27 protein-coding genes, 1 tRNA gene and 1 pseudogene are annotated in these 26,120 nt (G+C 72.5%); 18 read left to right on the forward strand and 11 right to left on the reverse strand.

What is annotated here, in order from left to right; translation table 11 throughout:
* The 9 genes from ACFVSL_RS08035 to ACFVSL_RS08075 all read left to right on the forward strand — a co-directional run bounded on the left by ACFVSL_RS08035 (position 1) and on the right by ACFVSL_RS08075 (position 7,576).
* Positions 1 to 663 (forward strand): GNAT family N-acetyltransferase, encoded by a 663-nt coding sequence (locus ACFVSL_RS08035; RefSeq protein WP_386940007.1) that lies wholly within the window; start codon positions 1 to 3, stop codon positions 661 to 663.
* A 53-nt stretch (positions 664 to 716) separates the two neighbouring features.
* On the forward strand, positions 717 to 1,721 hold the full coding sequence (locus ACFVSL_RS08040; protein ID WP_386940009.1) for a hypothetical protein: 1,005 nt from the start codon (positions 717 to 719) through the stop codon (positions 1,719 to 1,721).
* Between the two features lie 52 nt (positions 1,722 to 1,773).
* Positions 1,774 to 1,846: transfer RNA gene (locus tag ACFVSL_RS08045), tRNA-Ala, on the forward strand.
* Positions 1,847 to 2,011: 165 nt separating this feature from the next.
* Positions 2,012 to 2,341: a hypothetical protein gene (locus tag ACFVSL_RS08050; protein WP_386940011.1), complete on the forward strand. Its 330-nt coding sequence runs from the start codon at positions 2,012 to 2,014 to the stop codon at positions 2,339 to 2,341.
* A gap of 2 nt (positions 2,342 to 2,343) precedes the next feature.
* Positions 2,344 to 3,696 (forward strand): hypothetical protein, encoded by a 1,353-nt coding sequence (locus ACFVSL_RS08055; protein WP_386940013.1) that lies wholly within the window; start codon positions 2,344 to 2,346, stop codon positions 3,694 to 3,696.
* Positions 3,697 to 3,725: 29 nt separating this feature from the next.
* The gene (locus ACFVSL_RS08060; protein WP_386940015.1) at positions 3,726 to 4,292 is read left to right on the forward strand and encodes a hypothetical protein; all 567 of its coding nucleotides are present in this window, start codon (positions 3,726 to 3,728) and stop codon (positions 4,290 to 4,292) included.
* Positions 4,289 to 4,891, forward strand: coding sequence for a hypothetical protein (locus tag ACFVSL_RS08065; RefSeq protein ID WP_386940017.1), 603 nt, complete (start codon positions 4,289 to 4,291; stop codon positions 4,889 to 4,891). Before ACFVSL_RS08060 ends, ACFVSL_RS08065 begins: the two co-directional genes overlap by 4 nt.
* Positions 4,864 to 6,048 (forward strand): hypothetical protein, encoded by a 1,185-nt coding sequence (locus ACFVSL_RS08070; protein ID WP_386940019.1) that lies wholly within the window; start codon positions 4,864 to 4,866, stop codon positions 6,046 to 6,048. Before ACFVSL_RS08065 ends, ACFVSL_RS08070 begins: the two co-directional genes overlap by 28 nt.
* A 28-nt stretch (positions 6,049 to 6,076) precedes the next feature.
* A complete protein-coding gene (locus ACFVSL_RS08075; RefSeq protein WP_386940021.1) occupies positions 6,077 to 7,576 on the forward strand; it encodes an MFS transporter in 1,500 nt (499 codons plus the stop codon).
* 32 nt (positions 7,577 to 7,608) lie between these two features.
* On the opposite strand, the gene ACFVSL_RS08080 is transcribed toward ACFVSL_RS08075, so the two are convergent.
* Both ACFVSL_RS08080 and ACFVSL_RS08085 read right to left on the reverse strand, forming a co-directional pair.
* Positions 7,609 to 8,286: a DNA alkylation repair protein gene (locus ACFVSL_RS08080; protein ID WP_386940023.1), complete on the reverse strand. Its 678-nt coding sequence runs from the start codon at positions 8,284 to 8,286 to the stop codon at positions 7,609 to 7,611.
* 62 nt (positions 8,287 to 8,348) lie between these two features.
* Entirely contained in the window at positions 8,349 to 9,002 is a 654-nt protein-coding gene (locus ACFVSL_RS08085) for an NADPH-dependent F420 reductase (protein ID WP_386940025.1), read from the reverse strand.
* Positions 9,003 to 9,191: 189 nt separating this feature from the next.
* On the opposite strand from ACFVSL_RS08085, the gene ACFVSL_RS08090 reads away from it, so the two are divergent.
* Positions 9,192 to 10,319, forward strand: coding sequence for an LLM class flavin-dependent oxidoreductase (locus ACFVSL_RS08090; protein WP_386940027.1), 1,128 nt, complete (start codon positions 9,192 to 9,194; stop codon positions 10,317 to 10,319).
* A gap of 15 nt (positions 10,320 to 10,334) precedes the next feature.
* On the opposite strand, the gene ACFVSL_RS08095 is transcribed toward ACFVSL_RS08090, so the two are convergent.
* The 8 genes from ACFVSL_RS08095 to ACFVSL_RS08130 form a co-directional block, all read right to left on the reverse strand.
* Positions 10,335 to 11,522 (reverse strand): cation:proton antiporter, encoded by a 1,188-nt coding sequence (locus tag ACFVSL_RS08095; protein ID WP_386940029.1) that lies wholly within the window; start codon positions 11,520 to 11,522, stop codon positions 10,335 to 10,337.
* A gap of 13 nt (positions 11,523 to 11,535) precedes the next feature.
* Positions 11,536 to 12,030, reverse strand: a complete 495-nt coding sequence (locus ACFVSL_RS08100) for a cation:proton antiporter regulatory subunit (protein WP_386940031.1) — start codon at positions 12,028 to 12,030, stop codon at positions 11,536 to 11,538.
* A 77-nt stretch (positions 12,031 to 12,107) separates the two neighbouring features.
* Positions 12,108 to 12,986 carry a metal-dependent hydrolase gene (locus tag ACFVSL_RS08105; RefSeq protein WP_386940032.1) on the reverse strand — a complete coding sequence of 293 codons (879 nt, stop codon included), beginning with the start codon at positions 12,984 to 12,986 and terminating at the stop codon, positions 12,108 to 12,110.
* A gap of 11 nt (positions 12,987 to 12,997) precedes the next feature.
* On the reverse strand, positions 12,998 to 13,171 hold the full coding sequence (locus tag ACFVSL_RS08110) for a hypothetical protein (protein WP_386940034.1): 174 nt from the start codon (positions 13,169 to 13,171) through the stop codon (positions 12,998 to 13,000).
* Between the two features lie 92 nt (positions 13,172 to 13,263).
* Positions 13,264 to 14,469 (reverse strand): acyl-CoA dehydrogenase family protein, encoded by a 1,206-nt coding sequence (locus ACFVSL_RS08115; RefSeq protein WP_386940036.1) that lies wholly within the window; start codon positions 14,467 to 14,469, stop codon positions 13,264 to 13,266.
* A gap of 9 nt (positions 14,470 to 14,478) precedes the next feature.
* Positions 14,479 to 15,459 carry a DUF4349 domain-containing protein gene (locus ACFVSL_RS08120; RefSeq protein ID WP_386940038.1) on the reverse strand — a complete coding sequence of 327 codons (981 nt, stop codon included), beginning with the start codon at positions 15,457 to 15,459 and terminating at the stop codon, positions 14,479 to 14,481.
* Between the two features lie 138 nt (positions 15,460 to 15,597).
* Positions 15,598 to 16,431: an aldo/keto reductase gene (locus ACFVSL_RS08125; protein ID WP_386940039.1), complete on the reverse strand. Its 834-nt coding sequence runs from the start codon at positions 16,429 to 16,431 to the stop codon at positions 15,598 to 15,600.
* Between the two features lie 10 nt (positions 16,432 to 16,441).
* Positions 16,442 to 17,650, reverse strand: coding sequence for an MFS transporter (locus ACFVSL_RS08130; protein ID WP_386940041.1), 1,209 nt, complete (start codon positions 17,648 to 17,650; stop codon positions 16,442 to 16,444).
* Positions 17,651 to 17,904: 254 nt separating this feature from the next.
* Between ACFVSL_RS08130 and ACFVSL_RS08135 the strand changes: the two genes are divergently transcribed.
* From ACFVSL_RS08135 to pnuC, 5 genes are all read left to right on the forward strand, one after another.
* Positions 17,905 to 18,807 carry an ABC transporter substrate-binding protein gene (locus ACFVSL_RS08135; protein WP_386940042.1) on the forward strand — a complete coding sequence of 301 codons (903 nt, stop codon included), beginning with the start codon at positions 17,905 to 17,907 and terminating at the stop codon, positions 18,805 to 18,807.
* A 29-nt stretch (positions 18,808 to 18,836) separates the two neighbouring features.
* Complete coding sequence (locus ACFVSL_RS08140; RefSeq protein WP_386941127.1) at positions 18,837 to 19,838, forward strand: amino acid ABC transporter permease; 1,002 nt, start codon at positions 18,837 to 18,839, stop codon at positions 19,836 to 19,838.
* Positions 19,835 to 20,611 carry an amino acid ABC transporter ATP-binding protein gene (locus tag ACFVSL_RS08145; protein WP_386940043.1) on the forward strand — a complete coding sequence of 259 codons (777 nt, stop codon included), beginning with the start codon at positions 19,835 to 19,837 and terminating at the stop codon, positions 20,609 to 20,611. Before ACFVSL_RS08140 ends, ACFVSL_RS08145 begins: the two co-directional genes overlap by 4 nt.
* A gap of 73 nt (positions 20,612 to 20,684) precedes the next feature.
* Entirely contained in the window at positions 20,685 to 21,149 is a 465-nt protein-coding gene (locus tag ACFVSL_RS08150) for a DUF3054 domain-containing protein (protein WP_386940045.1), read from the forward strand.
* Positions 21,146 to 21,817, forward strand: coding sequence for a nicotinamide riboside transporter PnuC (pnuC, locus tag ACFVSL_RS08155; RefSeq protein WP_386940046.1), 672 nt, complete (start codon positions 21,146 to 21,148; stop codon positions 21,815 to 21,817). The genes ACFVSL_RS08150 and pnuC overlap by 4 nt, the downstream gene beginning before the upstream one ends.
* Before the next feature lie 25 nt (positions 21,818 to 21,842).
* Here pnuC and ACFVSL_RS08160 read toward each other — a convergent pair whose 3' ends face one another.
* Positions 21,843 to 22,181, reverse strand: coding sequence for a hypothetical protein (locus ACFVSL_RS08160; protein WP_386940047.1), 339 nt, complete (start codon positions 22,179 to 22,181; stop codon positions 21,843 to 21,845).
* A gap of 191 nt (positions 22,182 to 22,372) precedes the next feature.
* On the opposite strand from ACFVSL_RS08160, the gene ACFVSL_RS08165 reads away from it, so the two are divergent.
* From ACFVSL_RS08165 to ACFVSL_RS08175, 3 genes and pseudogenes are all read left to right on the forward strand, one after another.
* Positions 22,373 to 23,017 (forward strand): RBBP9/YdeN family alpha/beta hydrolase, encoded by a 645-nt coding sequence (locus ACFVSL_RS08165; RefSeq protein WP_386940049.1) that lies wholly within the window; start codon positions 22,373 to 22,375, stop codon positions 23,015 to 23,017.
* Between the two features lie 38 nt (positions 23,018 to 23,055).
* Positions 23,056 to 24,633, forward strand: a complete 1,578-nt coding sequence (locus tag ACFVSL_RS08170) for a methyltransferase (RefSeq protein WP_386940051.1) — start codon at positions 23,056 to 23,058, stop codon at positions 24,631 to 24,633.
* 122 nt (positions 24,634 to 24,755) lie between these two features.
* Positions 24,756 to 26,120 (forward strand): annotated as a pseudogene (locus ACFVSL_RS08175) (hypothetical protein); the annotation flags it as partial.

Genomic DNA, 26,120 nt, shown 5'->3' on the forward strand with positions numbered 1-26,120 from the left:
ATGGCCGCGGTCGCCCTGCCCACGCTCCGTGACGGCGAGGTCACGCTCCGGCCCATCCGCGTCCGCGATGCGAAGGCGCTCGAACGGGTGCTCCTCGCCAACCGCGGCTGGCTCCGCCAGTGGGAGGCGACCTACCCGGGCGGCGGCTCGTTCATCGACGCACGCGCGTCGATCCGCAATCTCCTCGCGCACGCGCGAAGCGGGCACGGGCTGCCGTTCGTGATCGAGGTCGACGGGCAGCTCGTCGGCCAGCTGAACGTCTCCTCGATCAGCTACGGCTCGCTGTCGTCGGCGACGATCGGGTACTGGGTCTCCGAGGAGGTCGCGGGCCGCGGCATCACCCCCACGGCGGTCGCGCTCGCGACGGACTACTGCTTCGGCGTCCTGCGACTGCACCGCATGGAGATCTGCATCCGGCCCGAGAACGGCCCGTCGCTGCGCGTCGTCGAGAAGCTCGGCTTCCGCTACGAAGGGCTCCGTCGCCGGTTCATCCACATCGACGGGCACTGGTGCGACCACTTCTCCTTCGCCCTCGTCAGCGAGGAGGTGCCCCGCGGGGTGCTCCGCAGGTGGCGCGAAGGGCGGGTGCCGGGCGATGCGGCGCGCGTGTCCGCGGGCGACCTGGCGGCGAGCGAACGACCACTTCCCCTGACAGATCGCTGAACACGCCCGAGTCCAGTCGGAGCAGGGGCGCCGGGTGACTTAATGTTGTCGCCATGGATGTGATCGGCGGGGGGGTCCTGGTGGCGGTGGCCGCCGCCCTGTGGATCGCGTACCTGCTGCCGAACTGGCTGCGCCGCCGGCAGTACCTCGCGACCGAGCGCAACGCGGTCCGCCTCCAGCAGACGCTCCGCATCCTGGCCGAGACCGCCGAGACGCCCGAGCCGGTCGTCGTCGAGGCGACGGCCCGCGAGGTCGCCACCCAGCAGCGCATCCTGCACGAGCACGAGGAGGCCGCCCGACTCGCCGCCCAGGCGGCCGAGCAGATCGCGATCGCCGAGCGGCGCGAGGCCGAGGAGATCGCGGATGCCGCGCGCGCACGCGCCGAGGCCGCGCTGGCCGCACGCGCTCCCGTCACCGAGCCGATCGCGCTGCCGACGACCCCGACCGGGGTCGCGGGGCGCTCCGCACGCCTCGCGCTGCGCCGCAGGCGCGCCCTCTGCTCGCTCACCGCGTTCGCGGCGCTCCTCACCGTCATCGGCGGCCTCGTGGCCGCAGCCTTCGGCGCGCCGCTGCTCATCGCCGGCGTCGCGGGGCTCGTGCTCCTCGCCGCCGTCGGCGGCCTCCTGGCGCTGGCGCGGGTGCGCCCGCAGCGACCGACGACGAGCGTCGCCGCCCCCGAGCGCACCGCCGTCGAGTTCGAGCCGATCGAGCTGCCCGACACGCCCGTCGAACCCGCCGGGTGGACGCCGCAGCCGCTTCCGCGTCCGCTGCACCTCTCGCGCGGCACCATCGCCGCGACGGCGATGGCGTCGATCGAGGCCGCCGCGGAGCTCAAGCGCGCCGAGTCCGAGGCCGCCCTCGCCCGCCGCGCCGAGCGGCTCGCGCCGCCCGTGCCGTCGATCAGCCCCGCGGCATCCGCGCCGGCCGCGGAGACGCGCCGGCCCGCCGAGCCCGCGCCCGCGGCGAACCCGTACGCGCGCATGGGCATCGTCGACGACTCGCGACCGGGCTTCGACGACCTCGACGCGGTGCTGCGCCGCCGGCGGGCGGCGGGCTGACCCGCAGGTGGTCAGAGCCACCCCCTGAAGGGTGATAGGCTCGTTCTCGCTCGGGCCCATGGCGCAGTTGGTAGCGCGTCTCGTTCGCAATGAGAAGGTCGGGGGTTCGAATCCCCCTGGGTCCACCGAGTCGAAGGGCTCCCGCACTGCGGGAGCCCTTCGTGCATCTCCGGCCCGTCGTCGGCGCCGTTCGCGACATGGTGAGTTCTCCCCATTCCGACGGTGCGCCGACGCCTCTAGTCTGAAGCGAGCCCGAGGGTTGGGCCTGTGGACCTGCGAGAAGGAGTGGTATGAGTGCCGACGTCGAGATCCCGTACGAGGTGCTCAACGAGCTCAACGGTTCGTTGAAGCAGATCATCGTCGAGTTCGATCGCGCCGGGTCGCGGTCGAACTCTCTCGAGTCCGACATCGGCCGCCCGCTCGGGCGCGGCGGGTTGCGCGCGCAGGTCGACAAGTTCGAGGGCGCGTGGAACGACAAGCGCGAGACCCTCAAGCAGGACATCGCCGAGCTCCAGAAGCACGTCGAGGACGTCGGCCAGGGCTGGAAGGACTGGGACAGCGAGGCTGCGGCGTCGCTGTCGCTCGACCACGAGACCGACAACCACCCCAAGGAGGCCTGACCATGGACGGTTCGCCCAAGGGTCGCGAGATCCGCAAGATCTCCGGCGACGGCGCGGCGATCGCCACGCGCGGCGGCGACATGCAGTCGCTCGGCGTGCAGATGCGCGAGTCGGCCGCACTGCTGAGGTCCATCGTCGACGGGGCGAAGGGCAAGGGCTACTCGATCGACAGCCTGAAGGAGACGGCGGGCGAGGTGCACGCCGACCTCGCGAAGGCGGGCGAGCGCTACGAGCCGAGCGGCAAGGTCATCCGCGAGTACGGCGAGGTGCTCGTGGAAGTCCAGCCGACGATCGACACGATCGTCGAGAACTGCGTCGAGCTCTGGGCGAAGTACCAGTCCGCGAGCGGTGCCTACGGCGACGCGGGCCGCCGGATCCCGCCGACCGACGAGACCGCCGCCGAGGCCGCCCTGCGCGAGCAGGGGCTCGACGACCTGCGGGGCGACCGCGATGCGGCGTACGAGCTGTGGGAGCTCGAGGCCGCGAAGTACGACCTGCCGTACGAGACGTGGGACAAGGCGTACGACGACGCCCTCACCGGCCTGGAGGACGCGAACGAGCGCGGCGTCTCCGACAGCTTCTGGGACAACGCGCTCCCGGCGATCGAGGTGATCCTCACCGTGCTCACCTTCGTGGGCGTCGCCCTCGCGATCGCCGCGATCGTGATCGGCGGTCCCTTCATCCTGCTCGCGGCGGCGCTCGTCGGCATCGCCGCGCTCGCCCTGACCGTCTGGAAGGTCGCGGCCGGGCGCGGCGGCTGGCAGGACATCCTGATCGCCGCGATCGGCGTGTTCCCGTTCGGCCGATTGGCCAAGCTCGGCACCCTCTTCAAGGGCGCGGGCACCTTCGCGTCGCGTCTCGGCACCTTCGCGAAGGGATTCGGCAGCGACCTCGTGGGCATCTCGGCGTTCCGCGAGTTGCGCGCACTGCGCGGGCTCCAGGGCTTCCTGCGCGGGCCGGTCACCAACTCGGCGGGCAACCTGACGCAGAGCCGTGGCATCCTCGACCAGATCGCCACGGTGCGCAACGCGGTCGACGGCATCTCGTACCGGGGCCTCGCCGGCTGGTCGCGCATCACCGGCGGCTCGGCAGCGCCGATCTCGAACGTCCTCACCGACGTCTTCGCCGGCGCGGGGCCCGCGGTCACCAACCGCGTCAACGGGGCGCTCGCGGGCACGGTGCTCGACGGCGCGCAGCACGGCAACGGCGCGCTCGACATCGCGCTCAACGTCATCGACAGCGTTCCCAAGCCGGGTTACGGCGCCTACAACGACATCGACGGCATGATCGGCGACGCCGGCGACGCCGCCGATGTCGATCGCTGGTCGGGCGAGCTGGCCCGGTCCGCCCGGTGACGGGCGCGGGGCATCCCTATGCTGGAACGGTGCTGACCTACTCGCTCGACTACGAAAGCAAGTGGTGGCTGCCGGTGCCGGCGGCGTTCCCGACACCCGAGGGCCAAGAGCTCGATGAGTGGGCGCGCGCCACCGCGGCCTCCTCGAACATCTCGGCGGCGTGGATCGACTCGCCCCTCACCTCCCAGTTGCCCGAGCTGCTCGCGGCGCAGGTCTACGGCCTCGACCCGGGTCGTTCGGCGGCGCTGTGGTACTGCCCGTACGGTCTGCCGGCGGCCGGGGTCGCTCAGCTGTTCATCTCCGAGCGCGCCGAAGACGACCTGCTGAGCCCCGCCGACGAGATCGCGGCGCTTCCGAGCTTCGTCGCGGTGCGCCCGCTCGAGGTGCGCGCCGCCGGCCTCGGCCCCGGCGTGGGCTACTCGCGCATCGTCGGCGACGAGGAGGGCGGCCCGACGGTCGCCGAGCTCGGCTACGTCTTCGCCCCGCCGGGGGCCCGCGTGGCGATCATCGCGCGCAGCGGCGACGCCGAATCGATCGGGCTGATGGCACCCGAGCTGTGGGCACTCGTCGACTCGATCGTCCTGGAGCGCGCATGAGCCCCGTCACGCCGGCCGTCCCGGACTTCCGCATGCTCTTCCCGCCGGGCTGGGTGCGGCACGACCCGTCGACGGAGTCCGAGCGCGAGCTCCTCGACCAGATGCGGGCGAAGATGCGGGCGTACGCGCGTCCCGACCTCGAGTTCGAGCTCACCATGACCGTCAAGTCCGCGTTCCGCGAGCTGCGCGAGCGCTCGGGCATCGCGATCTACCTGCCGACCGGCGCCGAGGGCACCGCGCTCGTGCCCATGTCGATCACGGCGACGCGCTTCACGGAGCCGAGCGGTGCGTCGCTCGACGGCCGCGTCACCGACCTGTTCCGGAACCACGAGGCCGACTTCCTCGGCGACGATCGCACGATCGTGCGCTGGCGCCGCACGATCGACAGGCTCGAGGGGCTCGAGGGCGCGGTCAACGAACAGGTGAACTACCTCGTCCCGATCCCCGGCACGTCTCGCCGTGAGGCCGTGCTCATCTCGACCGCCGTGCTGCGCGACGGCACCGAGCCCGTCGACGAGGCGCTGCTCGAGTCGTGCCTCGTCCTGAGCGACGCGATCGTGAGCACGTTCGCGTGGGCACCGGTCGGGCGGACGCCGTGATCGACCTGCAGCGGTGGGCGAAGCAGACGCCCGGCGGGCGCGACCCGTACGACGTGCTGGTCGAGCTCGACGCGATCCAGCGCGACGCCGCGCCGGCCGCCGGTCGGGCCGGGCGCGGGGGTCGCGCGTCGGCGACGGACACGTCGGCCGCCGTCGCCGAAGACCGACGCACCGCGCTCGACGTGCTCGTGCGTCGCGGCGTGCTCACGGCGCAGGCCGCCGATGCCGCCGCCGCGGCGCCCGTCGGAGAGTCCGCCGCGACGGCGTCGCGCCCGCGCGGGCGCGCGCGCCCGACGGCCCTGCCGACCCGCATCGTCGAGGACCGGCCGGCCGATCCGGGTGCGGTCGTCGGGGTCGCGCTCGTCGCGCTCGCTCCCGTCTCGGTCGTCGTCGCCGTGCTCGTCGGCCTCGACCGTGTCGTCGGCGACGCGGCCTCGACGGCACTGCTGCTCGCCGGGGTGCTCGTGCTCGCGGTCAGCGGAGGGCGCGGCCTGCCGAACGCACCCCGGCGCATCGGGCGGCTGAGCCCGGTGGCGCTGCGCTGGGTCGCAGCCCTCGGAGCCCTCTCACCGGTCCTCGTGTTCGGCGTGGCGGTCGCCGATCCGAGCGCCGCCTCGGAGTACGTCGGCTGGTTCTACGGCGTGCAGTGGATGATGGTGCTCGCCCTCGTGGCGTTCTCCGAGATCGCGCGCACACAAGACTGGCGCGCGCGGGGCGGCCGCTCGGCCGACGCCCGGATCGAGCGCGGCGAGCCGGTGCGGGTCGACGTCGGGGCCTTCGTCGGCGTCGGGCTCGTGATCGTCGCGCCGCTCGTGGCGGCGGCGAGCCTGTTCACCGCGCTGCCGCCGGTGCCGGGCGCCTGGAGCGCGACGGCGGTGCTCGTCGCCGGCGCGATCGTGCTCGGGGCGAGCGCCGGTCGCGCCGATTCGCTCGCCCCGTCGCGTCGCGGGAGGCTGAGCTCCCGTGCGCTCGTCTGGATCGTCGTGGCGGCCGCCGTCACTCCCGTCGTCCAGTTCGCGGTGATCCTCGCGAATCTCGACGGGCCGGCCGCCGCGATGCGCATCTGCCTCAGCGTGCAGACCGTCGTCGTGATCGCGATGATCCTCCTGCCGATGATCGCTCGCCGGCAGGAGCGCGGCGGACCGCTGCGCGACTGAGCCGTCGCCCGGGCATAGGCTGGAACGGATGTCTGTGCCTCCCGTCACCCGCTCCATCCCGCTCTCCGAGCAGCACCGCTGGCGCGCGTTCTGGGTGTGCGTCGCCGTCGCGGCACTCACGATCCTCGACCTCTCGAAGGTGAACGTCGGCCTGCCGGCCATCGAGGACGCATTCGACGCGGGGTCGACCGAGCTGCAGCTCATCGTCGCCGGGTACGTGCTGACGTTCGGCCTCACGCTCGTGCCGGCCGGGCGCATCGGCGACCAGCGCTCGCGCAAGACGCTGTTCGTCATCGGCCTGAGCCTGTTCACGCTCACGAGCCTCGTCGCGGCCCTCGCGCCGAACGCGACCGTCCTGCTCATCGCCCGGCTGCTTCAGGGCGTCGCGGCCGGCATCCAGATGCCGCAGGTGCTCGGCATCATCCAGGAGCTCTTCCACGGCAAGGAGCGCGGCAAGGCCTTCGGGCTCTTCGGCGCGACGATCGGACTCGCGACCGCGTTCGGGCCGACGCTCGGCGGGCTCATGATCGCGATCGGCGGCCCTGAAGACGGCTGGCGCGGCATCTTCTGGATCAACGTCCCGCTCGCGCTCGCCGCCATCGCGCTGGCGATCTGGCTGCTGCCGCAGACGCGGCACCCCTCCGACAAGCCGCTCTCGCTCGACCCCGTCGGCCTCACCCTGTTCGCGATCACGGTGCTCTCGCTGATGTGGCCGTTCCTCTTCACGACCGGCTCGCCCGACGACGATCCGGCGCGATGGTGGGTGCTCGTCGTCTTCGTGTTCGCCGCGACGGCGTTCATCGCGTGGGAGCGCCACTACGCCGCCTCCGGCCGGCATCCGCTCGTGCCGCTCAACCTCTTCGCCGTGAGCTCCTTCCGCAACGGCACCTCGCTCGCGGCCGTCTACTTCGCGGCCATGCCGTCGATGTTCCTCCTGACGACGCTCTACCTGCAGCACGGTCTCGGCCTCGCGGCGGTCTTCGCGGGCATGGTCGGCATCGGCTTCGCGCTCATGAGCGCAGTGGGCTCCTGGGTCGGCGGCAACCTCGTCAACCGCATCGGCCGGCCGCTCGTGGTCTGGGGGCTCGTGCTGCTGCTCGTCGGCATCGGCCTGCTCGTGCTCCTCGCGATCGTGACGCCGCCCGAGGTCACGCCGTGGGCGATGGCCGGCGCGATGGTGATCGGCGGCGCGGGCGGCGGACTCGTCGTCTCGCCGAACCAGACGCTCACGCTCATGGACATCCCGGTGAAGCAGGGCGGGCTCGCGGGCTCGGTCGGCCAGCTCGGGCAGCGCATCGGCACCGCGATCGGCACGGCGGTGACGCTCTCCCTCTTCTACTCGACCATCTTCCGCGAGTCCGAGGGCGAGCCCGACCTCGTCGTCTACCACGACGCGTACGCAGTCGGGATGCTTGCGGTCGCGGTGTTCGTCGCGATCGCCTTCGCGATCGGCATCGCCGACCTCGGGGCGCGCCGGCGGGAACGGCACCCGATCGGCGGCGACGAGGCATCCGGCACCGCCGACTGACCGCGCTCGGCTGAGCGCGTCACGCGCTGCGCTCAGCGGAGCGCGAGCACGCGCGTCCGCTCCTCCTTCGGCAGGTGCTCGATCGCGGCCCGGAGCGCGACGCGGGGCATCGTCGCCGCGCGGCGCTCGACGATCTCGACGAGGCGCGCCCCGTCGAGATCGCCGGCGGTGCGCAGCACCCAGCCGACGGCCTTCTGGACGAACGGCGCCTCGTCGAGCGCGAGGCGATCGGCGAGGGCGAAGGCGTCGTCGGCCTGCCCGCGCTTCAGGAAGGCGAATGTCGCGACGAGCGCGGTGCGGCGTTCGGGCCAGAAGCCGGATGCCGCGAGGCGGTCGAGCGGCGCGCGGTCGCGTTCGAGGAGGTGGACGCCGATGACGTCGCGAGCGGCGAGGTCGACGAGGTCCCACTGGTCGATCCGGTCGTGGCGACGGAGATAGAGCTCGTAGAGCTCGGTGCGCCGGGCCTCGTCGCTCGCGCGGTGCGCAGCAGACTTGCCCATGATGCTGCAGGCGAGGGCGCGCACCTCGTGCGTCGGCTGCTCGAGCAGGGTCTCGAGCTGATCGGCCGGGAGGTCGATCGCCGACTTCGCGAGGTCGAAGACGGCGCCCATGCGCACGCCGATGAACGGCGCGGACGGGTCGTCGGGGAAGTACCGCCGGTACTTCACCCGCTCGTCGTCGCTCGCCAGCTCCTCGAGCCGCTCGATCAACCCCGCAGCATCCACCCTGAGCCCCCTTCGCGGCAGCCGTCGGGACCAGCGTAGGGGGTCGGTCAGGCGGCGAGGTGGGCGACGGGCGTGAGGAGCGCGGCGAGCTCGGCGGCGGACAGCTCGCGGCCGAAGGCCGGGTGGCCGGGCTCGAGGGCGACGCCGTGCGCGAGCGCGCCGCCGTCGACGGGGTCGAAGCCGATCGCGTCGATGAGCGCGGCGACCTCGGCGCGCGCCTCGTCGTCGTCGCCGACGACCGCGAGCGCGCGGCGCAGCGGGTCTCCGGCAGGGAGGCTGTCGTCCTCCATCTCGTGGTAGCCGAGATGGTTCAGCGACTTCACCACGCGGGCGCTCGGATTCCGGGCGGCGTTCTGCTCGCTCGTCGTGCGTGGGTCGGCGTCGACCTCGGCGATGTTGCCGTCGACCGGGGGCCAGTAGTTCATGGCGTCGACGACGATGCGGCCGTCGAACGCGGGCCACGGCACGGTGCCCGCCTTGCCGAAGGGCACGGCCACGATGATGATGCGCGCTTCGGCGACGAGCACCTCGGGCGCGACCACCTCGGCACCGGGGGCGACGACGCCGACGAGGAGCTCGAGCGCGGTCTGCCGGGGCGAGCCCGACATCAGTACGCGGTAGCCGGCGTCGACGAGCAGCCTGGCGAGCGCGGTGCCCACCTTGCCCGCTCCGAAGATGCCGATCACCGGACGTTCCGTCACCGTTCCATGCTCCCATTCCCGACGCGCGATCACGAGATGGATGCGTCGACATGGAAGTCAACGTCGGCCGTGCGGTGCGCATTCCCGCCCGGGTGCTGGTCGGCGGGGCGAGCGGGGAATAGTCTCGTGGCGTCACGGGTTTCGCCAAGAAGCATGCATACGCATGCAGACGCGGAGAGAAGGGCCGGCATGACCGAGCGCTACGAATTCGGACTCGACACCTTCGGGGATGTCACGGCGGCCCCCGACGGCTCGACGCTGTCGCACGCCCAGGTGCTGCGCAACGTCGTCGACGAGGCGGTGCTCGCCGACCGCCTCGGCCTCGACTTCTTCGGCATCGGCGAGCACCACCGGCACGAGTTCGCCGTGTCCGCACCCGAGGTCGTGCTCGGCGCGATCGCCGGGCGCACCGAACGCATCCACCTCGGCTCCGCCGTGACGGTGCTGAGCTCCGACGACCCCGTGCGGGTCTTCCAGCGCTTCGCGACCCTCGACGGCCTCTCCGGAGGGCGTGCGGAGGTCATCCTCGGTCGCGGTTCGTTCATCGAGTCCTTTCCGCTCTTCGGCTTCGAGCTGAGCCAGTACCAGGAGCTCTTCGAGGAGAAGCTCGGCCTCTTCGCCGCCCTGCTCGAGCAGGAGCCGGTGACGTGGAGCGGCGCGCTGCGCCCGCCGCTCGAGAACCAGCTGGTCTACCCGCCCGTCGAGCACGGGCACCTGAAGACCTGGGTCGGCGTCGGCGGCAGCCCCGAGTCGGTCGTGCGCGCCGCCCACTACGGCCTGCCCCTCGTGCTCGCGATCATCGGCGGCAGCCCGGCCCGGTTCGCACCGCTCGCCGAGCTGTACCGCAAGGCGCTCGCGCAGTTCGGCAAGCCGGTGCAGCCGGTGGCCATCCACTCGCCCGGCTTCATCGCCGACACCGACGAGGCGGCGCTCGACACGCTGTGGCCCCACTACCAGGTGATCATCGACCGCATCGGGCGCGAGCGCGGCTGGGGCGCCGTGACCCGCGAGCACTTCGAGGCCGAGGCCTCGGAGCACGGCGCGCTCTACGCGGGCTCGCCCGAGACCGTCGCCCGCAAGATCGCCGCCGCCATGCGCACCATCGGCGCGGAACGCTTCGACCTCAAGTACTCGAACGGCACGCTGCCCCACGAGGCGATGATGGGCAGCATCGAGCGCTATGGCAGCGAGGTCGTGCCGCGCGTGCGCGAACTGCTCGCCGAGGCCGACGCCGCCGATGCCGAGCCCGACGCGGCCGCCGCGCTCGCTCGGGCCGACCGCGCCGACGCCGTGGCGAACGCCGAGCCGGGGGAGTAGCCGGGTCGTCGGCCGTCAGGCCGACAGCCGTGCGCGCTGCTGTCGGGCGCGCACGGCGGCGCGGAACCACGGGGCATCCGGCAGCCGGGCCAGGAAGGTGCCCGCGATGATCGTGATGAGCACGTAGGCCGTCGCGAGCGGGGCGATCGCCGGTTCGACGCCGGCGCTCACCGCGAGCCCGGCGATGACGATCGAGAACTCGCCGCGGGGGGCCAGCGAGAAGCCCGCGCGCCACTGGCCGAGCGTGCCGACCCCCGCGCGCCTCGCGGCGTAGGCGCCCGTCATCAGCTTCGTCACGATCGTGATCGCCGCGAGCAGGAGGGCGGGCAGCAGCATCGACAGGAGCGCTGACGAGTCGGTCGTGAGTCCGAAGAAGACGAAGAACGTCGCCGCGAACAGGTCGCGCAGCGGGGTCAGCACCTGGCTGGCGTTCGCCGCCACCCGGCCCGAGAGGGCGATGCCGACGAGGAACGCACCGACCGCGGCCGACACCGAGACCTCCTGCGCGAGGCCGGCGACGAGCATCGTGAGCCCGAGCACGCCGAGCAGCAGCGGCTCGGCGTGGTCGGCCGGGAAGAGCCGGGACACGAGGTGCCCGTGCCGGAGCGCGATGTAGAGGATCACCGTGACGACCGCGACGGCGATCGCGACCGCGATGGCGCCCTGCCAGAGGCTCACGCCGACGACGATCGCCGAGAGCACCGGCAGGTAGAACGCCATCGCCAGGTCTTCGATGACGAGCACGCCGAGGATGGCCGGGGTCTCGCGGTTCGAGAGGCGCCCGAGGTCGCGGAGGAGCTTCGCGATCACGCCCGACGACGAGACCCAGGTGACGCCCGCGAGCGCCACCGCGGCGACCGGTCCCCAGCCGAGGAGGAGCGCGAGTGCGGCTCCGGGCAGCGCGTTCAGCAGCCCGTCGACGATGCCCGGCTTGCGCGCCGACTTCAGGCTGTCGAAGAGCTCGCTCGCCGTGTACTCGAGCCCGAGGAGTGCGAGCAGCAGGATGACGCCGATCTCGGAGCCCGTCTGCAGGAACTCGATGCTCGCGTCGAACGGGATGAACCCGCCGTCGCCGAACGCGAGGCCGAGCAGGAGGTAGAAGGGGATCGGCGACAGGCCGATCAGGAGCGCGAGGCGCCCCAGCAGGCTCATGCCGAGAAGCAGCGCGCCGACTTCGATGAGGAGGAGCGTCGTCTCATGCATACCGGGCCCGGCGTCAGTCGGGTCCGTTGGCGAGCAGACGCGAGACGCCGTCGAGCCCCTCGCGGGTGCCGACGACGACGATGACGTCGCCCGCGCGCAGGGACTCGGAGGGCGTCGGAGAGGGGATCACGCCGCCGTCGCGCACGATCGCCACGATCGACGCGTGCGTGCGGGTGCGGGCCTTCGTGTCGCCCAGCGTGGCGTTGAGGTAGGGGGAGTCGGTGGGCAGCGCGATCTGCTCGGTGTAGAGGCCCGCCGTCTCGTCGGAGAGGCTCGTCAGCCGGCTCAGCATCACGGAGGCGCCGAGCACGTCGGCGAGCGCCGCGGCCTCGTCGTCGTTCAGTGCGACGGAGTCGCGGCACGCGTCGGGGTCGTCGATGTCGAAGACGCCGAGGTCGCGCTCGCCGTCGCGATGCGAGACCACGCTGATGCGGCGCCCGGCTTCGGTCACGAGGTCGTGACGCACGCCGATCCCAGGCAGATCGACCTTCTCGATGCGAATACCCACGTCGGTAATCGTAACCCCGTTCGGCGGTGCTTCGGCCGCGCGGCGCCGGTGCGCTGGATGCCCGGTGCGGCTGCGCGTCAGGCGCCGGTGCGCGTGCGCATCTCGAGCACCGGCGTGCCTGCGTCGTCGACGAGCTCGAGGGCGACCGAGACGGCGCCGAGCTCGGCCAGCGAGCCCACGTGGGTGCCGCCGCAGGCGATCGTCGCCGTGCCGCCGGGCAGCTCGGCGACCCAGCGCCTGCGGTCGGTGAGCCCCTCGCCGTCGCGGTCGATGCGCACGGGGGAGCCCGCCGCGACCCACTCGCCGACCGTGGCCGTGACGGCCTCGCCGAGGGCGTCGAGCTCGTCGGCGAGGCCGGCGACGTCGAATCCGGCGCGGCGCAACGACTTGTTCAGCCGGTACCGGTCGAGCGAGCCGTGCGGCTCGATCGTGCTCGAGGCGATCGCGATGCCGTCGAAGTCGGGGCGACCGAGCGCGTCGGTGCGCGCCGGCTTGGACCAGCGGCCCTCGAGCGCGAGGTTCAGTGCGAGGGATGCCGCGTGGCAGGCCGTGTGCCCGGCGGAGAGGGCTCGGCGCATCGTGGCCTCCGCCGCGATCTCGACGTCGTCGCCCTCGGCGATCGCCGAGCCCGCGTCGACGAGGTGCGCGACGAGGAACGCCCAGCCCTCGGTGCCCTTGCGCACCGGGACGTCGGCGCCGAGGTGCAGCGTCTCGCCGTCGCTCGCGGCGACGACCGCGTCGCGCACGGGCAGGGCCGCGCCGTCGGAGAGGACGGTGATGGTGCCCTCGTCGGCGGGCTGGTCGGGCCAGGCGGCGTCGACCGGGTGGAAGCCCGTGACGTCGGTGACGACGGCGAGCAGCCCGTCACCGGCTGGCTCGACGTGGAGCACCGTCGCGCGCTCGACGAGGGCGCCTGCGGGATAGGTGACGCGGGTGTCGTGCGCCGGAAGCGTCATTCGCGGCGCGCTCAGTCGTCGGCGCGGCCGAGGACGTGGAACGGGATCGCGAGGGCGAGCGAGACGGCGAGGATGCCGGAGAAGAAGGTCGCGGCCTGGAAGCCCGCCACCTCGGGAGCGATGCTCATGACCCACATGCCGAAGACGAAGAGTCCCAGGGCGATGATGGTGGCGACGACGTTCACAACGACCTCCAGTGTGCGCTGGCGACGTTCGCCGCCTGCCCCAGTCTAGCCAGCCGGGCGACGGTGCCCCGAGCGCCCGGCGCCGTGCGCGCTCACTCGGGCAGGGGCCCGAGCCACGCGTTGGCCACCGTCGCGTGCGCGGACTCGTCGTCGGACGGGTGGAAGACGCCCGCGAGCACGTCGCGGTAGAGCCGGCCGAGCTCGGATCCGGAGAAGTAGCTGGACCCGCCCGCCACCCTGACCGCCTGGTCGACGACGTGCTTCGCGGTCTCGGTCGCCCGCACCTTCACCCCGACGAGCTTCGGGAACCAGGCGGCGCCGTGGTCGACGAGCCCGTCGAGGTCGCGCGCGACGGACTCGAGTTGGGGCGGCACCGCGTCGTACGCGAGCGCCGCGTCGGCGATGCGCCAGCGGATGTCGGGGTCGTGCGCGAGCGGCCGGCCGTCGTGCTTCATCGAGGTGCGCCGGTGCGCCGCGGCGACGGCGAGCTCGAGGGCGCGGGCGCCGATGCCGGTGTAGACCGAGGCGAGCAGCAGCTCGAAGTTCGCGAAGATGCCGAAGACGAGCGGGTCGGCGTTCGGACCGGGGTCGAGGCGGCGGACGATGCGGTCGGCCGGGGCGTACGCGCCGTCCAGCACCGTCGTCCGGCTCTGGCTGGCGCGCATGCCCATCGTGTCCCAGTCGTCGAGGACCCTGACGTCGGGATCCTCGCGGTCGATGAAGCCGTAGACGAGCTTCGGGGCGTCGGGGGAGGTGCGGTCGAGCCCCATCGTGCCGAGCCGCGTCCACGCCGGCGAGAGCGAGGTGAAGATCTTGCGCCCCGAATAGCGGTAGCCGCCGTCGGGCTGGGGGTCGGCCGTCGAGCGCGAGCCGAACAGCATGAGGTCGTTGCCGGCCTCGCTGATGCCGAAGCCGAAGATCTCGCCCGCACCCGCCTCGCGCAGCACGAACTCGAGCGTGTCGTCGCCGCGGTCGCGGAGCACCTTCGCCACGCCCGTCCACACGAGGTGCATGTTCACCGCGAGCGCCGTCGCGGGGGCGGCGCCCGCGAGCCGCTGCTGGGACCGCACGACGTCGAGCGTCGACCAGCCGAGTCCGCCGAACTCGGCCGGCACCAGCGCCGTCAGGTAGCCGGCCGCGCGCAGCTCGGCGAGGTCGTCGTCGAAGAAGGCGTTGTCGCGGTCGGACTCGGCGGCCCTCGTCCTGAACCGTTCGAGGAGCTCGTCGCCGAGCAGCGTCTCGGGCGTCGGGGACGTCGTCGTGGATCCGGGCGTCGGGTTCTCGGTCGTCGCGCTCACGTCGCCAGACTACGCCCGGCGATCGTCCTCGGGGGAGGGCGCCGGAGCGGCGGGCGCCGGGGCGGTCGGCGTCGCCGGCGCGGCCGGCGCGGCGGGCGCCGGTGGCGCTGCAGGCGTCGAAGCGACCGCGCCTCCGGCCCGGCGGCGACCGCGGGTCGCGAGCACGACCACGAGCACGACGATCGCCGCGAGCACGAGCAGCACCGCGATCCACGGCAGGAGCACGCCGACGGCGACGCCGAGGGCCGAGGCGAACCCGACGAGCGCCGTCCAGCCGGCCGCGAGCCCGCTCCAGAAGTCGTCGGGCGCGGTGTCGGGCGCCGTCTCGACGGTGATCAGCTCGACCGTCAGCGTCGAGTAGTCGACCTGGTCGGCGAGCCAGTCGCGCTGCTGAGTGAGGCTGTCGAGCTCGGCCTGGCGGGTGGTCAGCTCCGACTCGATCGCGATGAGGTCGCTGATCGACACCGCCTCGGCGAGGAGCTGCTCGAGACGGTCGACGGAGGCGCCGAGCGCCTCGATCCGTGCGTCGAGGTCCTTCCGCTCCGCGGTGACATCCGACTCGTTCATCGTGACCCCGTTGACGTCGCCGTACTCGCGGAGCTCATCGACGACCGCGTCGAGCTCGTCGGCCGGCACCCGGAGCACGAGCTCGGCCCGCGGCGAGAGCGAACCCGAGCCCGGCTGCTCGCTGCGGCTCTCGACGCGCCCGCCGGCATCGGCGGTCAGGTCGGCGGCGTCCTCCGCGGCGGCGAGGGGATCCTCGACGGTGATCGACATCCGTCCGGTCGTGACGACGCTCTGGGTCGCCGTCGCGCCGTCGCCGTCGGGGTTCGCCTCCTCGGCAGGCTGCTCGGCTCCGCCGCCCTCCGCGGGCATCGGCATCGCGGGTTCGGGGACGCCCGAACTCTCGCTGCCCGAACCCATCGAGCACCCGGCGAAGAGCAGAACGGTGAGCGCGGATGCCGCGGCCACGGGAGCGAGTCGTCTCATGCGGTCAGGCTACGACCGGCGCCGGAGGCGATGTCTGGATGCCCGCTGGGAGTCGGGTCACGATCGGATTTCGGCCGTGATCAGGCCGTGACCGTGCCGTGACCGTGCCGTGACCGTGCCGTGACCGAGTGGCTGCGTTCAGTCGTCGTCGGGGTCGCGCCCGGTGCGCTCGCCGCTCTCGAGGGCGGCGATCTCGGCGAGGTCGCCGAGGCGCAGCTCGAAGTCGAAGACGTCGAGGTTCTCGCGGATCCGCTCGGGCGAGGACGCCTTCGGGATGACGACGTTGCCGAGCTGCACGTGCCAGCGCAGCACGATCTGCGCGGGCGTGCGGCCGTGCCGCGCGGCGAGCTCGCCGAGCACCGGGTCGTCGAGCACCCGCCCGCGTGCGAGCGGCGACCAGGCCTCGGTCAGGATGCCGTGGGCGAGGTCGAACGCGCGCAGCCCGGCCTGCGGCAGCCACGGGTGCAGCTCCACCTGGTTGACGACGGGGGCGACGCCCGTCTCGCCGATGATGCGCTCGAGGTGGTGGGCGTGGAAGTTCGCGACGCCGATGGAGCGTACGCGCCCCTCCTCCTGCAGCCGTACGAACGCGCGCCACGTGTCGACGTAGCGGTCGGTCGACGGCACCGGCCAGTGGATGAGGATGAGGTCCAGCTGCTCGAGCCCCAGCCGCGACATCGACGCGTCGAACGCGTGCAGCGCCTCGTCGTAGCCGTTGTCGTCCTTCCACACCTTGCTCGTGACGAAGAGCTCGTCGCGGGGCACCGGCGACGCGCGCACCGCCTCGCCGACCTCGCGCTCGTTGCCGTAGAAGGCGGCGGTGTCGAGGTGCCGGTACCCGGCCTCGATCGCCTCGAGGCTGAGCCGCGCGGCGTCGGCGGCCGGCACCTTGTAGAGGCCGTAGCCGAGCTGCGGGATCACCGCGCCGTCGGAGAGCGGCAGCAGCGGTGCGGGGTCGAGGTTTCGTGTCATCTGCCCGTCTCTAACTCGGTTGCAGCGGCACCGGTTCGGTGTCGGGGATGGGGCTCGCGTCGCGGCCGCGGAGGTCGGGATGCCATCGCCGGGCGAGGGCCGGCACGAGGAAGCCGAGGAAGGCGAGGCCGGTCGCGGCCCAGAACGCGCCCTGGGCGCCGTAGCCGTCGATGAGGAAGCCGGCGAGCGCCGAGCCGAGCGCCGCGCCGATGAGCTGGCCCGTGCCGACCCAGCCGTACGCCTCGGCGGTGTCGGAGAACTTCACGCTCGCCGAGACGATGGCGAAGAGCACGGCGAGCGCCGGGGCGATGCCGATGCCGGCGATGAACAGGGTGATCGAGAGCCACCAGAAGTCCATGACGAACGCCGCGAGCGCCGTGCCCGCGAACACGATGAACATGCGGCGGGCCGTCGACCACGGGCCGATCGGCACGTGGCCCAGGAAGAGCCCGCCCGCGAGCGAGCCGATCGAGAAGATCGCGAGCACGATGCCGGCCTCGGCGCCGTCGTGCCCGAACACCGCGACCACCCCGGCCTCGATCGCGGCGCAGGCGCCGATGAGGAGGAATCCGACGACCGTCGCGAGGAGCACCGGCGGGCGGGTCAGCACGACGCCGAGCTTGCGCTTCGAGCGCGGGATCCGCACGCGGCCGAGCTCGGGCGAGGAGATGAACCAGGCGCCCCCGACGACCATCATGAATGCGGCCAGCAGGATGCCCCAGACCGTGCCGATCTGCGTGGAGACGAAGGTCGTCACGACGGGGCCGACCACCCAGATGATCTCCTGCGCGGACGCGTCGAGCGAGAACAGGGGCGTGAGCTGGCGCGAGTTCACCATCTTGGGGTAGATGGTGCGCACCGCGGGCTGCACCGGCGGCGTCGCGAGCCCCGCGATGAATCCGACCGCCATGTAGAGGGGCACGGTCAGCGGCAGCACCCCGATCGCCACCACGCCCGTCACGCACACGACGAGCGTGATGATGAGCACGGGGCGCATGCCGAAGCGCCCCATCAGCCGGCTCGTGAACGGGCCGGCGATGGCCTGCCCGATCGACGTCGCCGCGAGCACGAGGCCGGCCGCGCCGTACGAGCCGGTCTGCTGCTCGACGTGCAGGAGGAAGGCGAGCGACAGCATCCCGAACGGGAAGCGCGCCGTCAGCTGGGCGGCGATGATGCGTGCGACGCCCGAGGTCTTCAGCAGTTCGGAGTAGCTTCCCACGGTGCGCCAAGCCTATCGATCGTCCGCCGCGCCGCGCTGAGGCGTGCGATGGTGCGGCGGCACGCGCTGAAAGTACGGAATCTTGCGTCTCACCAGCGCAGAACGCGCGTTTCCAATCGCCGCCGAATCGTGATCCGCAGAGATGCATGCGTGCCCCTCGCGTTGGTCTAGGCTCTCTCCGTACGGCGACGGAGCCCTGCGATTGCGCTCAGCCGTCCTGTCCCAAATGATCGCGTGACGACAGAGGTACCAAAATGAACATCCGCCGACTTCTCCTGCCGGTCGCCGTCGCATCCGCTGCGGCCCTGCTCTTCACGGGTTGCGTCAACAACTCCGAGAGCGAGGGCGGCTCCACCGGAGGCGACGCCCCTGCGACCTCCATCACGGCCGACGACGCCGCGGTCGCCCTGCTGCCCGCCGAGGTCAAGGACTCGGGCGTGCTGCGCATCGGCACCGACGCCGAGTACCCGCCGAACGAGTACAAGGACGACGCGGGCAACCCCACCGGCTGGGGCGTGACGCTCGCCGAGGCGGTCTCCGCGAAGCTCGGCCTCGAGCCCGAGTGGGAGATCCTGAGCTTCGACAGCATCATCCCCCGCATCCAGGAGGGCGCGCTCGACATGGGCTCCTCGTCGTTCACCGACACGGTCGAGCGCCAGGCGTCGGTCGACTTCGTCGACTTCCTGAACGCGGGCAGCCTGTGGGCCGCTCCCGCAGGCAGCGACATCACCCCCGACGACGCGTGCGGCAAGACCGTCGCCGTGCAGTCGGGCACCATCCAGCACACCGACGAGCTGCCCGCCCGCAGCCAGGAGTGCGTCGACGCGGGCAAGCCCGCCATCGAGATCCTGCCGTTCGAGGGCCAGCCCGAGGTGACCAACGCCGTCGTCAACGGCAAGGCCGACGCCTTCTCGGCCGACCTGCCCGTCACCGGCGACGCGGTCGCGAAGCTCGACGGCCAGCTCGAGGCCGTCGGCGAGATGTTCGACGCCGCGCCCTACGGCTTCGCCACCCAGAAGGGCGGCGAGATGACGAAGGCCGTGCAGGCCGCGCTCCAGTCGCTCATCGACGACGGCACCTACCTCGAGATCCTGACGGCCGCGGGCATCGAGTCGGGGGCCGTCGACGAGGCGGTCATCAACGGCGCCACCAACTGATCCGGGAATCGACCGCAGTCATGTCCGACATGCAGTCCCGGCCGGCGGGGTCGGAGACCTCGCCGGCCGGCACCGGAAGCGACACGCCGCCCGAGGCGATCAAGGCCATCAAGCTGCGCCACCCGTGGCGCATCGTCCTCGCCGTCGTGCTCGTCCTGCTCGTCGTCCTCTTCGTGGTCGACGCAGCCGTCAACCGGCCGGTGTACAACTGGCCCGAGGTCGGCAAGTACCTCTTCGACACGCGCGTCGTCGAAGCCGCCGGGTACACCCTCCAGCTCACCGTGTACTCGATGGTCATCGCGATCGTCCTGGGCATCGTGCTCGCCGTCATGCGACTCTCGCCGAACCCCGTCGTCAAGTCGGTGGCGTGGGTCTACCTCTGGCTGTTCCGCGGCACCCCGGTGTACGTGCAGCTCGTGTTCTGGGGTCTCGTCGGCGTCATCTACAAGTCGATCGACGTCGGCATCCCGGGCAACGAGCCGTGGATCTCGATCGTCACGAGCGACCTGCTGAGCTACTTCGCCCTCGCGATCATCGGCCTCGCGCTGAACGAGGCCGCCTACATGGCGGAGATCGTGCGCGCCGGCCTGCTCGCCGTCGACCGCGGCCAGGAGGAGGCGGCCACCGCGCTCGGCCTCGGCTGGTGGCACACGATGAGCCGCGTCATCCTGCCGCAGGCGATGCGCGTGATCATCCCGCCGACGGGCAACGAGGTCATCTCGATGCTGAAGACGACCTCGCTCGTCATCGCGGTGCCGTTCACGCTCGAGCTGTTCACCCGCACGCAGGACATCGCGGCCAAGACCTACCAGCCCGTGCCGATGCTCATCGTCGCCTCGATCTGGTACCTCGCCATCACCTCGGTGCTCATGGTCGGCCAGTACTACCTCGAGAAGCACTACGCGAAGGGCGTCGACCAGCGCCCCGCCCCGCAGAAGCCGACGGTCGAGACCAGCGCGGTCGCCGCCGTCGAACCCGGCGAGCTGCCGGGCGTCATCCCGCCCTCGAACCGTCCAGGAGGTGGCGCATGAACGCCGCGGAGACCCCCATGGTGAAGGCGGAGGCGGTGTCGAAGGCGTACGGCTCGAACACCGTGCTGCGGTCGATCTCGCTCGAGGTGAAGCGCGGGGAGGTGCTGTGCCTCGTCGGGCCGTCGGGCTCGGGCAAGTCGACGTTCCTGCGCTGCATCAACCACCTCGAGACCGTGAGCGCGGGTCGCCTGTCGGTCGACGGTCAGCTCGTGGGCTATCGCCAGCACGGCGACAAGATCTACGAGCTGCACCCGAAGGACGCCGCGAAGCAGCGTCGCGACATCGGCATGGTGTTCCAGCGCTTCAACCTCTTCCCGCACATGACGGCGGTCGAGAACGTGATGCTCGCGCCGACGCTGCTGAAGAAGCAGCTGTCGAAGGCGCAGCTGAAGGCGCGCGCGCTCGAACTGCTCGCCCGCGTCGGCCTCGCCGAGCGCAGCGACTACTACCCGTCGCAGCTGTCGGGCGGCCAGCAGCAGCGCGTCGCGATCGCCAGGGCGCTCGCGATGGAGCCCAAGCTGATGCTCTTCGACGAGCCCACGTCGGCGCTCGACCCCGAGCTCGTCGGCGAGGTGCTCGAGGTCATGAAGGAGCTCGCGAAGAGCGGCATGACGATGATCGTCGTGACGCACGAGATGGGCTTCGCGCGCGAGGTCGCGGACACGCTCGTCTTCATGGACGGCGGCGTGGTCGTCGAGTCGGGCGACCCGCGCGAGGTGCTCTCGAACCCGCAGCACCAGCGCACCCGCGCCTTCCTCTCGAAGGTGCTCTGACTCCGAGTCGCACTCGGACGAGCCCGGTGGGGCAGGCGATCGCGCCGGCCCCGCCGGGCTCTACGATTGAGGGGTGAATCGCCAGAGCGCCCCGCAGCCGGCGGGCTCGTCCGCCTCGGCCCGTCCGACCGCCTCGGGCGCCGTCGCCGCGTTCCTCGTCGACGCCGTGCTCGTCCTGCTCTTCGTCGTCATCGGGCGCCGCAGCCACGCGGAGGGCGTCGACCTCGCCGGCATCTGGCAGACGGGGTGGCCGTTCCTCGCGGCGCTCGCCGTCGGCTGGCTCGTCTCGCTCGCCTGGCGCCGGCCGCTCGCGCTCTGGCCCACCGGCGTCGTGGTGTGGGTCGTGACCGTCGCGGGCGGCATGGCCCTCCGCGCAGCCTCGGGTCAGGGAACCGACCCGGCGTTCATCGTCGTCGCGACGGTGACGCTCGCGGTCCTCCTCCTCGGCTGGCGCGCGATCGAGGGGTTCCGGGCCCGTCGGCGGGCCGCCCGCGCGGCGGCGGAGGCCGAGGCGAACGGCACGTCGGCCGCACCGTGAACCCGATCGAGTGGCTCTTCGACGCCCAGCTCGTCATCGGCGACCAGGTGATCCTCTGGCGCGAGATCGTCGGCAACCTGTTCGGTCTCGCGAGCGCGCTCGGCGGGCTGCGGCGCAAGGTGTGGGCGTGGCCGGTCGGCATCATCGGCAACGCGCTGCTCTTCACCGTCTTCCTCGGCGCGGTCTTCGACACCCCCAACCCGGTCAACCTGCTGGGCCAGGCGGCGCGTCAGGTGATGTTCATCTGCGTCTCGATCTACGGCTGGGTGCAGTGGTCCAGGCACCGCAATGCGGCGGTGGGCGCATCGGCGGTCGACCCGCGATGGGCGAGCGGGCGCGAGCGGTTGCTGCTCGTCGCGCTCCTCGTCGGCGGCACCCTGGTGCTGACCCCGATCTTCCGCGCGCTCGGCTCGTTCGAACCGGTGTGGGCCGACGCCTGGATCTTCATGGGCTCGCTCCTCGCGACCTGGGGCATGGCGAAGGGCTGGACGGAGTTCTGGCTCATCTGGGTGGCCGTGGACATCGTCGGCGTGCCCCTGCTCGTCTCGGCGGGGTACTACGCCTCGGCGCTGATGTACGTGTTCTACGGCGCGTTCACGCTGCTCGGCTTCTTCACGTGGATGCGCGTGCAACGGCGCCGCGCAGAATCGCTCGCCGACCCGGCCTGAGCGACGCGACGCCACGCCGGGGCGCTCACCAGCCGGCGGGCACGCGGTCGAGCACCGACCACACGGCGGTGCTCAGTTCGGGATGCTCCAGCGCGATGCCGCGCAGGAGGTCGAACTCGAAGCGGGCGGCCTCGCCCTGTCGTGCGGCGGGGTGGTAGGCCCGCGAGCGGGCAGGACCCCACTCCTCCGACCGCAGGCGGTCCTCGCGGAGGGTCGCGACGACCTGCTCGTCGACCGAGGGGAGCTCGGGCAGGAACTCCCACGGGTCTTCGCCGAGCCGGCAGCGCAGTTCGATGAGCGCGGCGAGCTCGTCGCGTGCGTCCTGGCGCAGGCGTTCGAGTGCCGGTGCCGGTGACTCTGCCATTGTGCGCCCTCCCCTCGCTGCCACGATCGTACGCCTACGCTACGCGCACCGTGTGACGCTCGGGTTACGGGGCGCAATCCGGGATGTCGCGCAGATGACGCGTGTATGACGCGCTCCGTGCGCGCAGGTGTCGTCGCGGGTTTGAATGGGCGTCGTGGGCGAATCGCGCCCGCGGCGGACGGAGGGATGCCATGGCCGAGGTGCTCATCCTGCACGGCTGGCAGAATCGCCGGCCCGAGGGGCATTGGCAGCGCTGGCTCGCCGCCGAGCTGCGCGGGCTCGGCCACGAGGTGCGGTATCCGCAGCTGCCCGAACCCGATGCGCCGCTCAGGGCCGACTGGCTCGCGGCGCTCGAGGCGGAGCTGCGCGGCACCGACCCCGAGCAGCTCACGGTCGTCGCGCACAGCCTCGGCTGCCTGCTCTGGGTCGCGCACGCGACGGCGCGCGCCGCCGCCGGACAGGACGTGCCCACCGCGCGGCGCGTGGTGCTGGTCGCACCGCCGTCGGACGCGGTGCTGGCCACGATTCCCGAGATCGCGTCGTTCGCTGCCACGAGGCCGGCCGCGTCCGCCGCTGGCGAGGGCGACCCGGCCGTCGCCGCGGCCGAGGTCGGACCCGGGCTGCGCGCCGCGCTCGCCGCGGCGAGCCTCGAGCCGCCCGTGGTGGTGGCAGGCGACGACGACGAGTACTCGCCGGTGGAGGCCGACGGACTCGCGGCCCGGTTCGGGCTCGAGCGGATCGTCGTCGAGGGCGGCGGGCATCTCACGATCGACGACGGCTTCGGACCCTTCCCGCTGCTCCTCGAGCTCCTCCAGGCGGCGCCCGCCGCCCGCTGACCGCCGCGCCCACCGGCGGGCTGCGCTTGAATGGTCGGGTGGATCCCGCACGCAGCACCGAACTCCTGGCCCGCCTCGCCGACGACCTCCGGCGTGCCGGGTACACCGTCGACGCCCTCGAGCGGCTCTGGGGCGCGGAGGCGGCCGAGGCCCTGCACCGCGGCGAGCGCGTGCCGGCCCGGCGGGTGCTCGACGCCCGCAGGGGCGAGCACGGGGCATCCGCACCGCTCGCCGCGCTCGCCGAGCTGTTCGTGCTCGGGCTCCCGGTGCCCGTCGCCGAGGTCGCGGAGGCGCTCTCGACGCTCGGCGTCGACGGCGCCGCCGAGCTCGGCCTCGTGCGCGAGTCGGGCGGTCGCGTCTCCGCGGCCCTCGACCTGCGCCCCTACGCCTTCGTCGACGAACGCGGTGCGGTCGAATGGTGGATCCTCTCGGACCTCGGCGAGCTCGCCCTCGGGCACGCCCTCGGCGAGCACCACGTGCTCGGCGTCGGCGGCGCCTCGACGACGCTCTCGGGCCTCATGCTGCCGACGCCCGCCCGACGGGTCCTCGACCTCGGCACCGGCTGCGGGATCCAGGCGATGCACGCGTCGCGGTTCGCCGACGAGGTCGTCGCGACCGACATCTCCGAGCGCGCCCTCGTGCTCGCCGGGCTGAATCTCCGGCTGAACGGCATCGAGGGCGTCGAGCTGCGCCTCGGCAGCCTCTTCGACCCCGTCGCGGGGGAGCGCTTCGATCGCATCGTGTCGAACCCGCCGTTCGTGATCACGCCGCGCACCGAGGGCGTGCCCGAGTACGACTACCGCGACGGGGGAATGGTCGGCGACGCGCTCGTCGAGGCCGTGGTGCGAGGTGCGGCCGAGCACCTCGAACCGGGCGGCGTCGCACAGCTGCTCGCGAACTGGGAGTACCGAGGCGACGCCGACGGGCTCGAACGCGCCGCCGCATGGGCGGACGGCCTCGATCACTGGTTCGTCGAGCGCGAGGTCCAGGCCGTCGCCGAGTACGCCGAGACGTGGATCCGCGACGGCGGCACCCGGCAGGGCACGCCCGAGTTCGATCGTCTGTACGACGCCTGGCTCGACGATTTCGAGGCCCGTGGCGTCGATCACGTCGGGTTCGGCTACGTGCTGCTGCGCCGGTCGGACGACGGGGGCGCCTCGTCGGCGACCCCGACGTCCGGGTCGACGCCGCTCGCGCGCGTCGAGCGCCGGCACGGGGCGATCGGGTCGAATCCGGCCGGTCTCGGCGGCCATCTGGCGCGGTCGCTCGCCGCCCACGACCTGCTGGCCCACCTCGACGAGGGGGCCCTGCGGGCGCTCATGCTCACCGTCGCCGCCGACGTCACCGAGGAGCGTCACCACTGGCCCGGTGCCGAGCAGCCCACCGTCATCCTGCTGCGCCAGGGCGGCGGCTTCGGCCGGGCGGTCGATGCGGGCACCGCGCTCGCCGCGTTCGTGGGGGCGGCCGACGGCGAGCTGCCCGCCGGCGTGATCTCGGATGCGATCGCGCACCTCCTCGAGGTCGATCCCGCCGAGCTGTGGGCCGAGCTCGCACCGCAGCTGCGCGAACTCGTTGTGGGCGGGCTGCTCGTGCCGGTCGTCGACGAGGTCGCCTGATCCTCCCGATCGAGCGGAGAACGTCCTCCGCTTGTGTGAGAATGAGCCGACCCGGCCCGAGCTGACCGCTCTCCTCGCGACCGTGCCGGGCCGGTCGCGGCCTGCATGCTGGGAGGCATCGCGTGAATGCTCAGGTGTCGGCGCGTCCGCGCGCCGCGATCGTCATCGGCGCGGTGATCGCGCTCGTGCTCTCCGCCATCGGGTTCTCGGCGCAACCCGCCGGCGCCGAGACGCTCGTCGACGAGTCGACGATCTCGGGGACGCTCACGGGTGTTCCGGCCGGCGGAGCGAACGTCATCGCGCTGCAACAGGATGCGACGGGCGCATGGTCGTCGGCTGCGTACGTGCACGTCGACGCCGACGGCCCGTACGCCCTCGAGGGCCTCGCCGCCGGCAGCTATGCGCTGCAGTTCAACACCGGGACCTACCCCGACCAGTACTGGAAGCTCCAGCGCACGGTCGACACGTCGACGCCGATCGAGCTCGCTGCGAGCACCGCGCTCACGGGCTTCGACGCCGACGTCTCGGCGGCCCTGTGGATGCCCGACCTGGCCGTGAGCTACCCGCGCGTCGTCGGGACGCCGGTGCAGGTCACCGCGAGCTGGCAGATCCAGCCCGACACCGTCGCGTACCAGTGGTACGCGAACGAGGCGGCGATCGCGGGCGCGACGGCGGCGAGGTTCACGCCGACGGCCGACGTGCTCGGCAAGCAGCTCAGCGTCCGGGTCGAGGGTCGCAAGGCCGGCTACGTGCCGACGTGGGACACCGCCGTCATCGGCACGGTGGACAAGGGCACGCTCGCGCCGGGCACGGCGCTCGTCACCGGGACCGGGGTCGTCGGCGCGACGCTGACCGCCTCGTCCGGATCGTGGCCGACGGGCACGCAGTTCGCGTACCAGTGGTCCACCTCGTCGGGCGACATCGCCGGCGCGACCGGCAAGACCCTCGCCCTGACGTCGGCCCAGCAGGGCCGCCTCGTCTCCGTGCTGGTCACGGCCACCCTGCCCGGCTACCACCCGAGCACCGCCCGGAGCGCCGGCATCCTCGTGCAGGCCGACGGGTACGCGGCGGCCACGCCGACGATCTCGGGCACGGCGGCGGTCGGGTCGATCCTGACGGCGAAGACCGGCACGTGGACGACGGGCACCGCCTTCACGTACCAGTGGTACGCGTCGGGTGCGGCGATCACGGGTGCGACGGCGCCGACCTTCACGCTCACGGGAGCGCAGGCGGGCAAGACCGTCACCGTGCTCATCACGGGCAAGGTCGGCGGCAACACCCGCGCGGTCAAGTCGTCGGCGGCGACGGCGAAGGTCGCGACGACCGCGACGCCGACGATCTCGGGCACGGCGGCGGTCGGGTCGATCCTGACGGCGAAGACCGGCACGTGGACGACGGGCACCGCGTTCACCTACCAGTGGTACGCGTCGGGCACTGCGATCACGGGTGCGACGGCGTCGACCTTCACGCTCACGAGCGCGCAGGCC

The sequence above is a fragment of the Agromyces sp. NPDC058064 genome, assembly GCF_042885275.1.
GTDB lineage: Bacteria > Actinomycetota > Actinomycetes > Actinomycetales > Microbacteriaceae > Agromyces.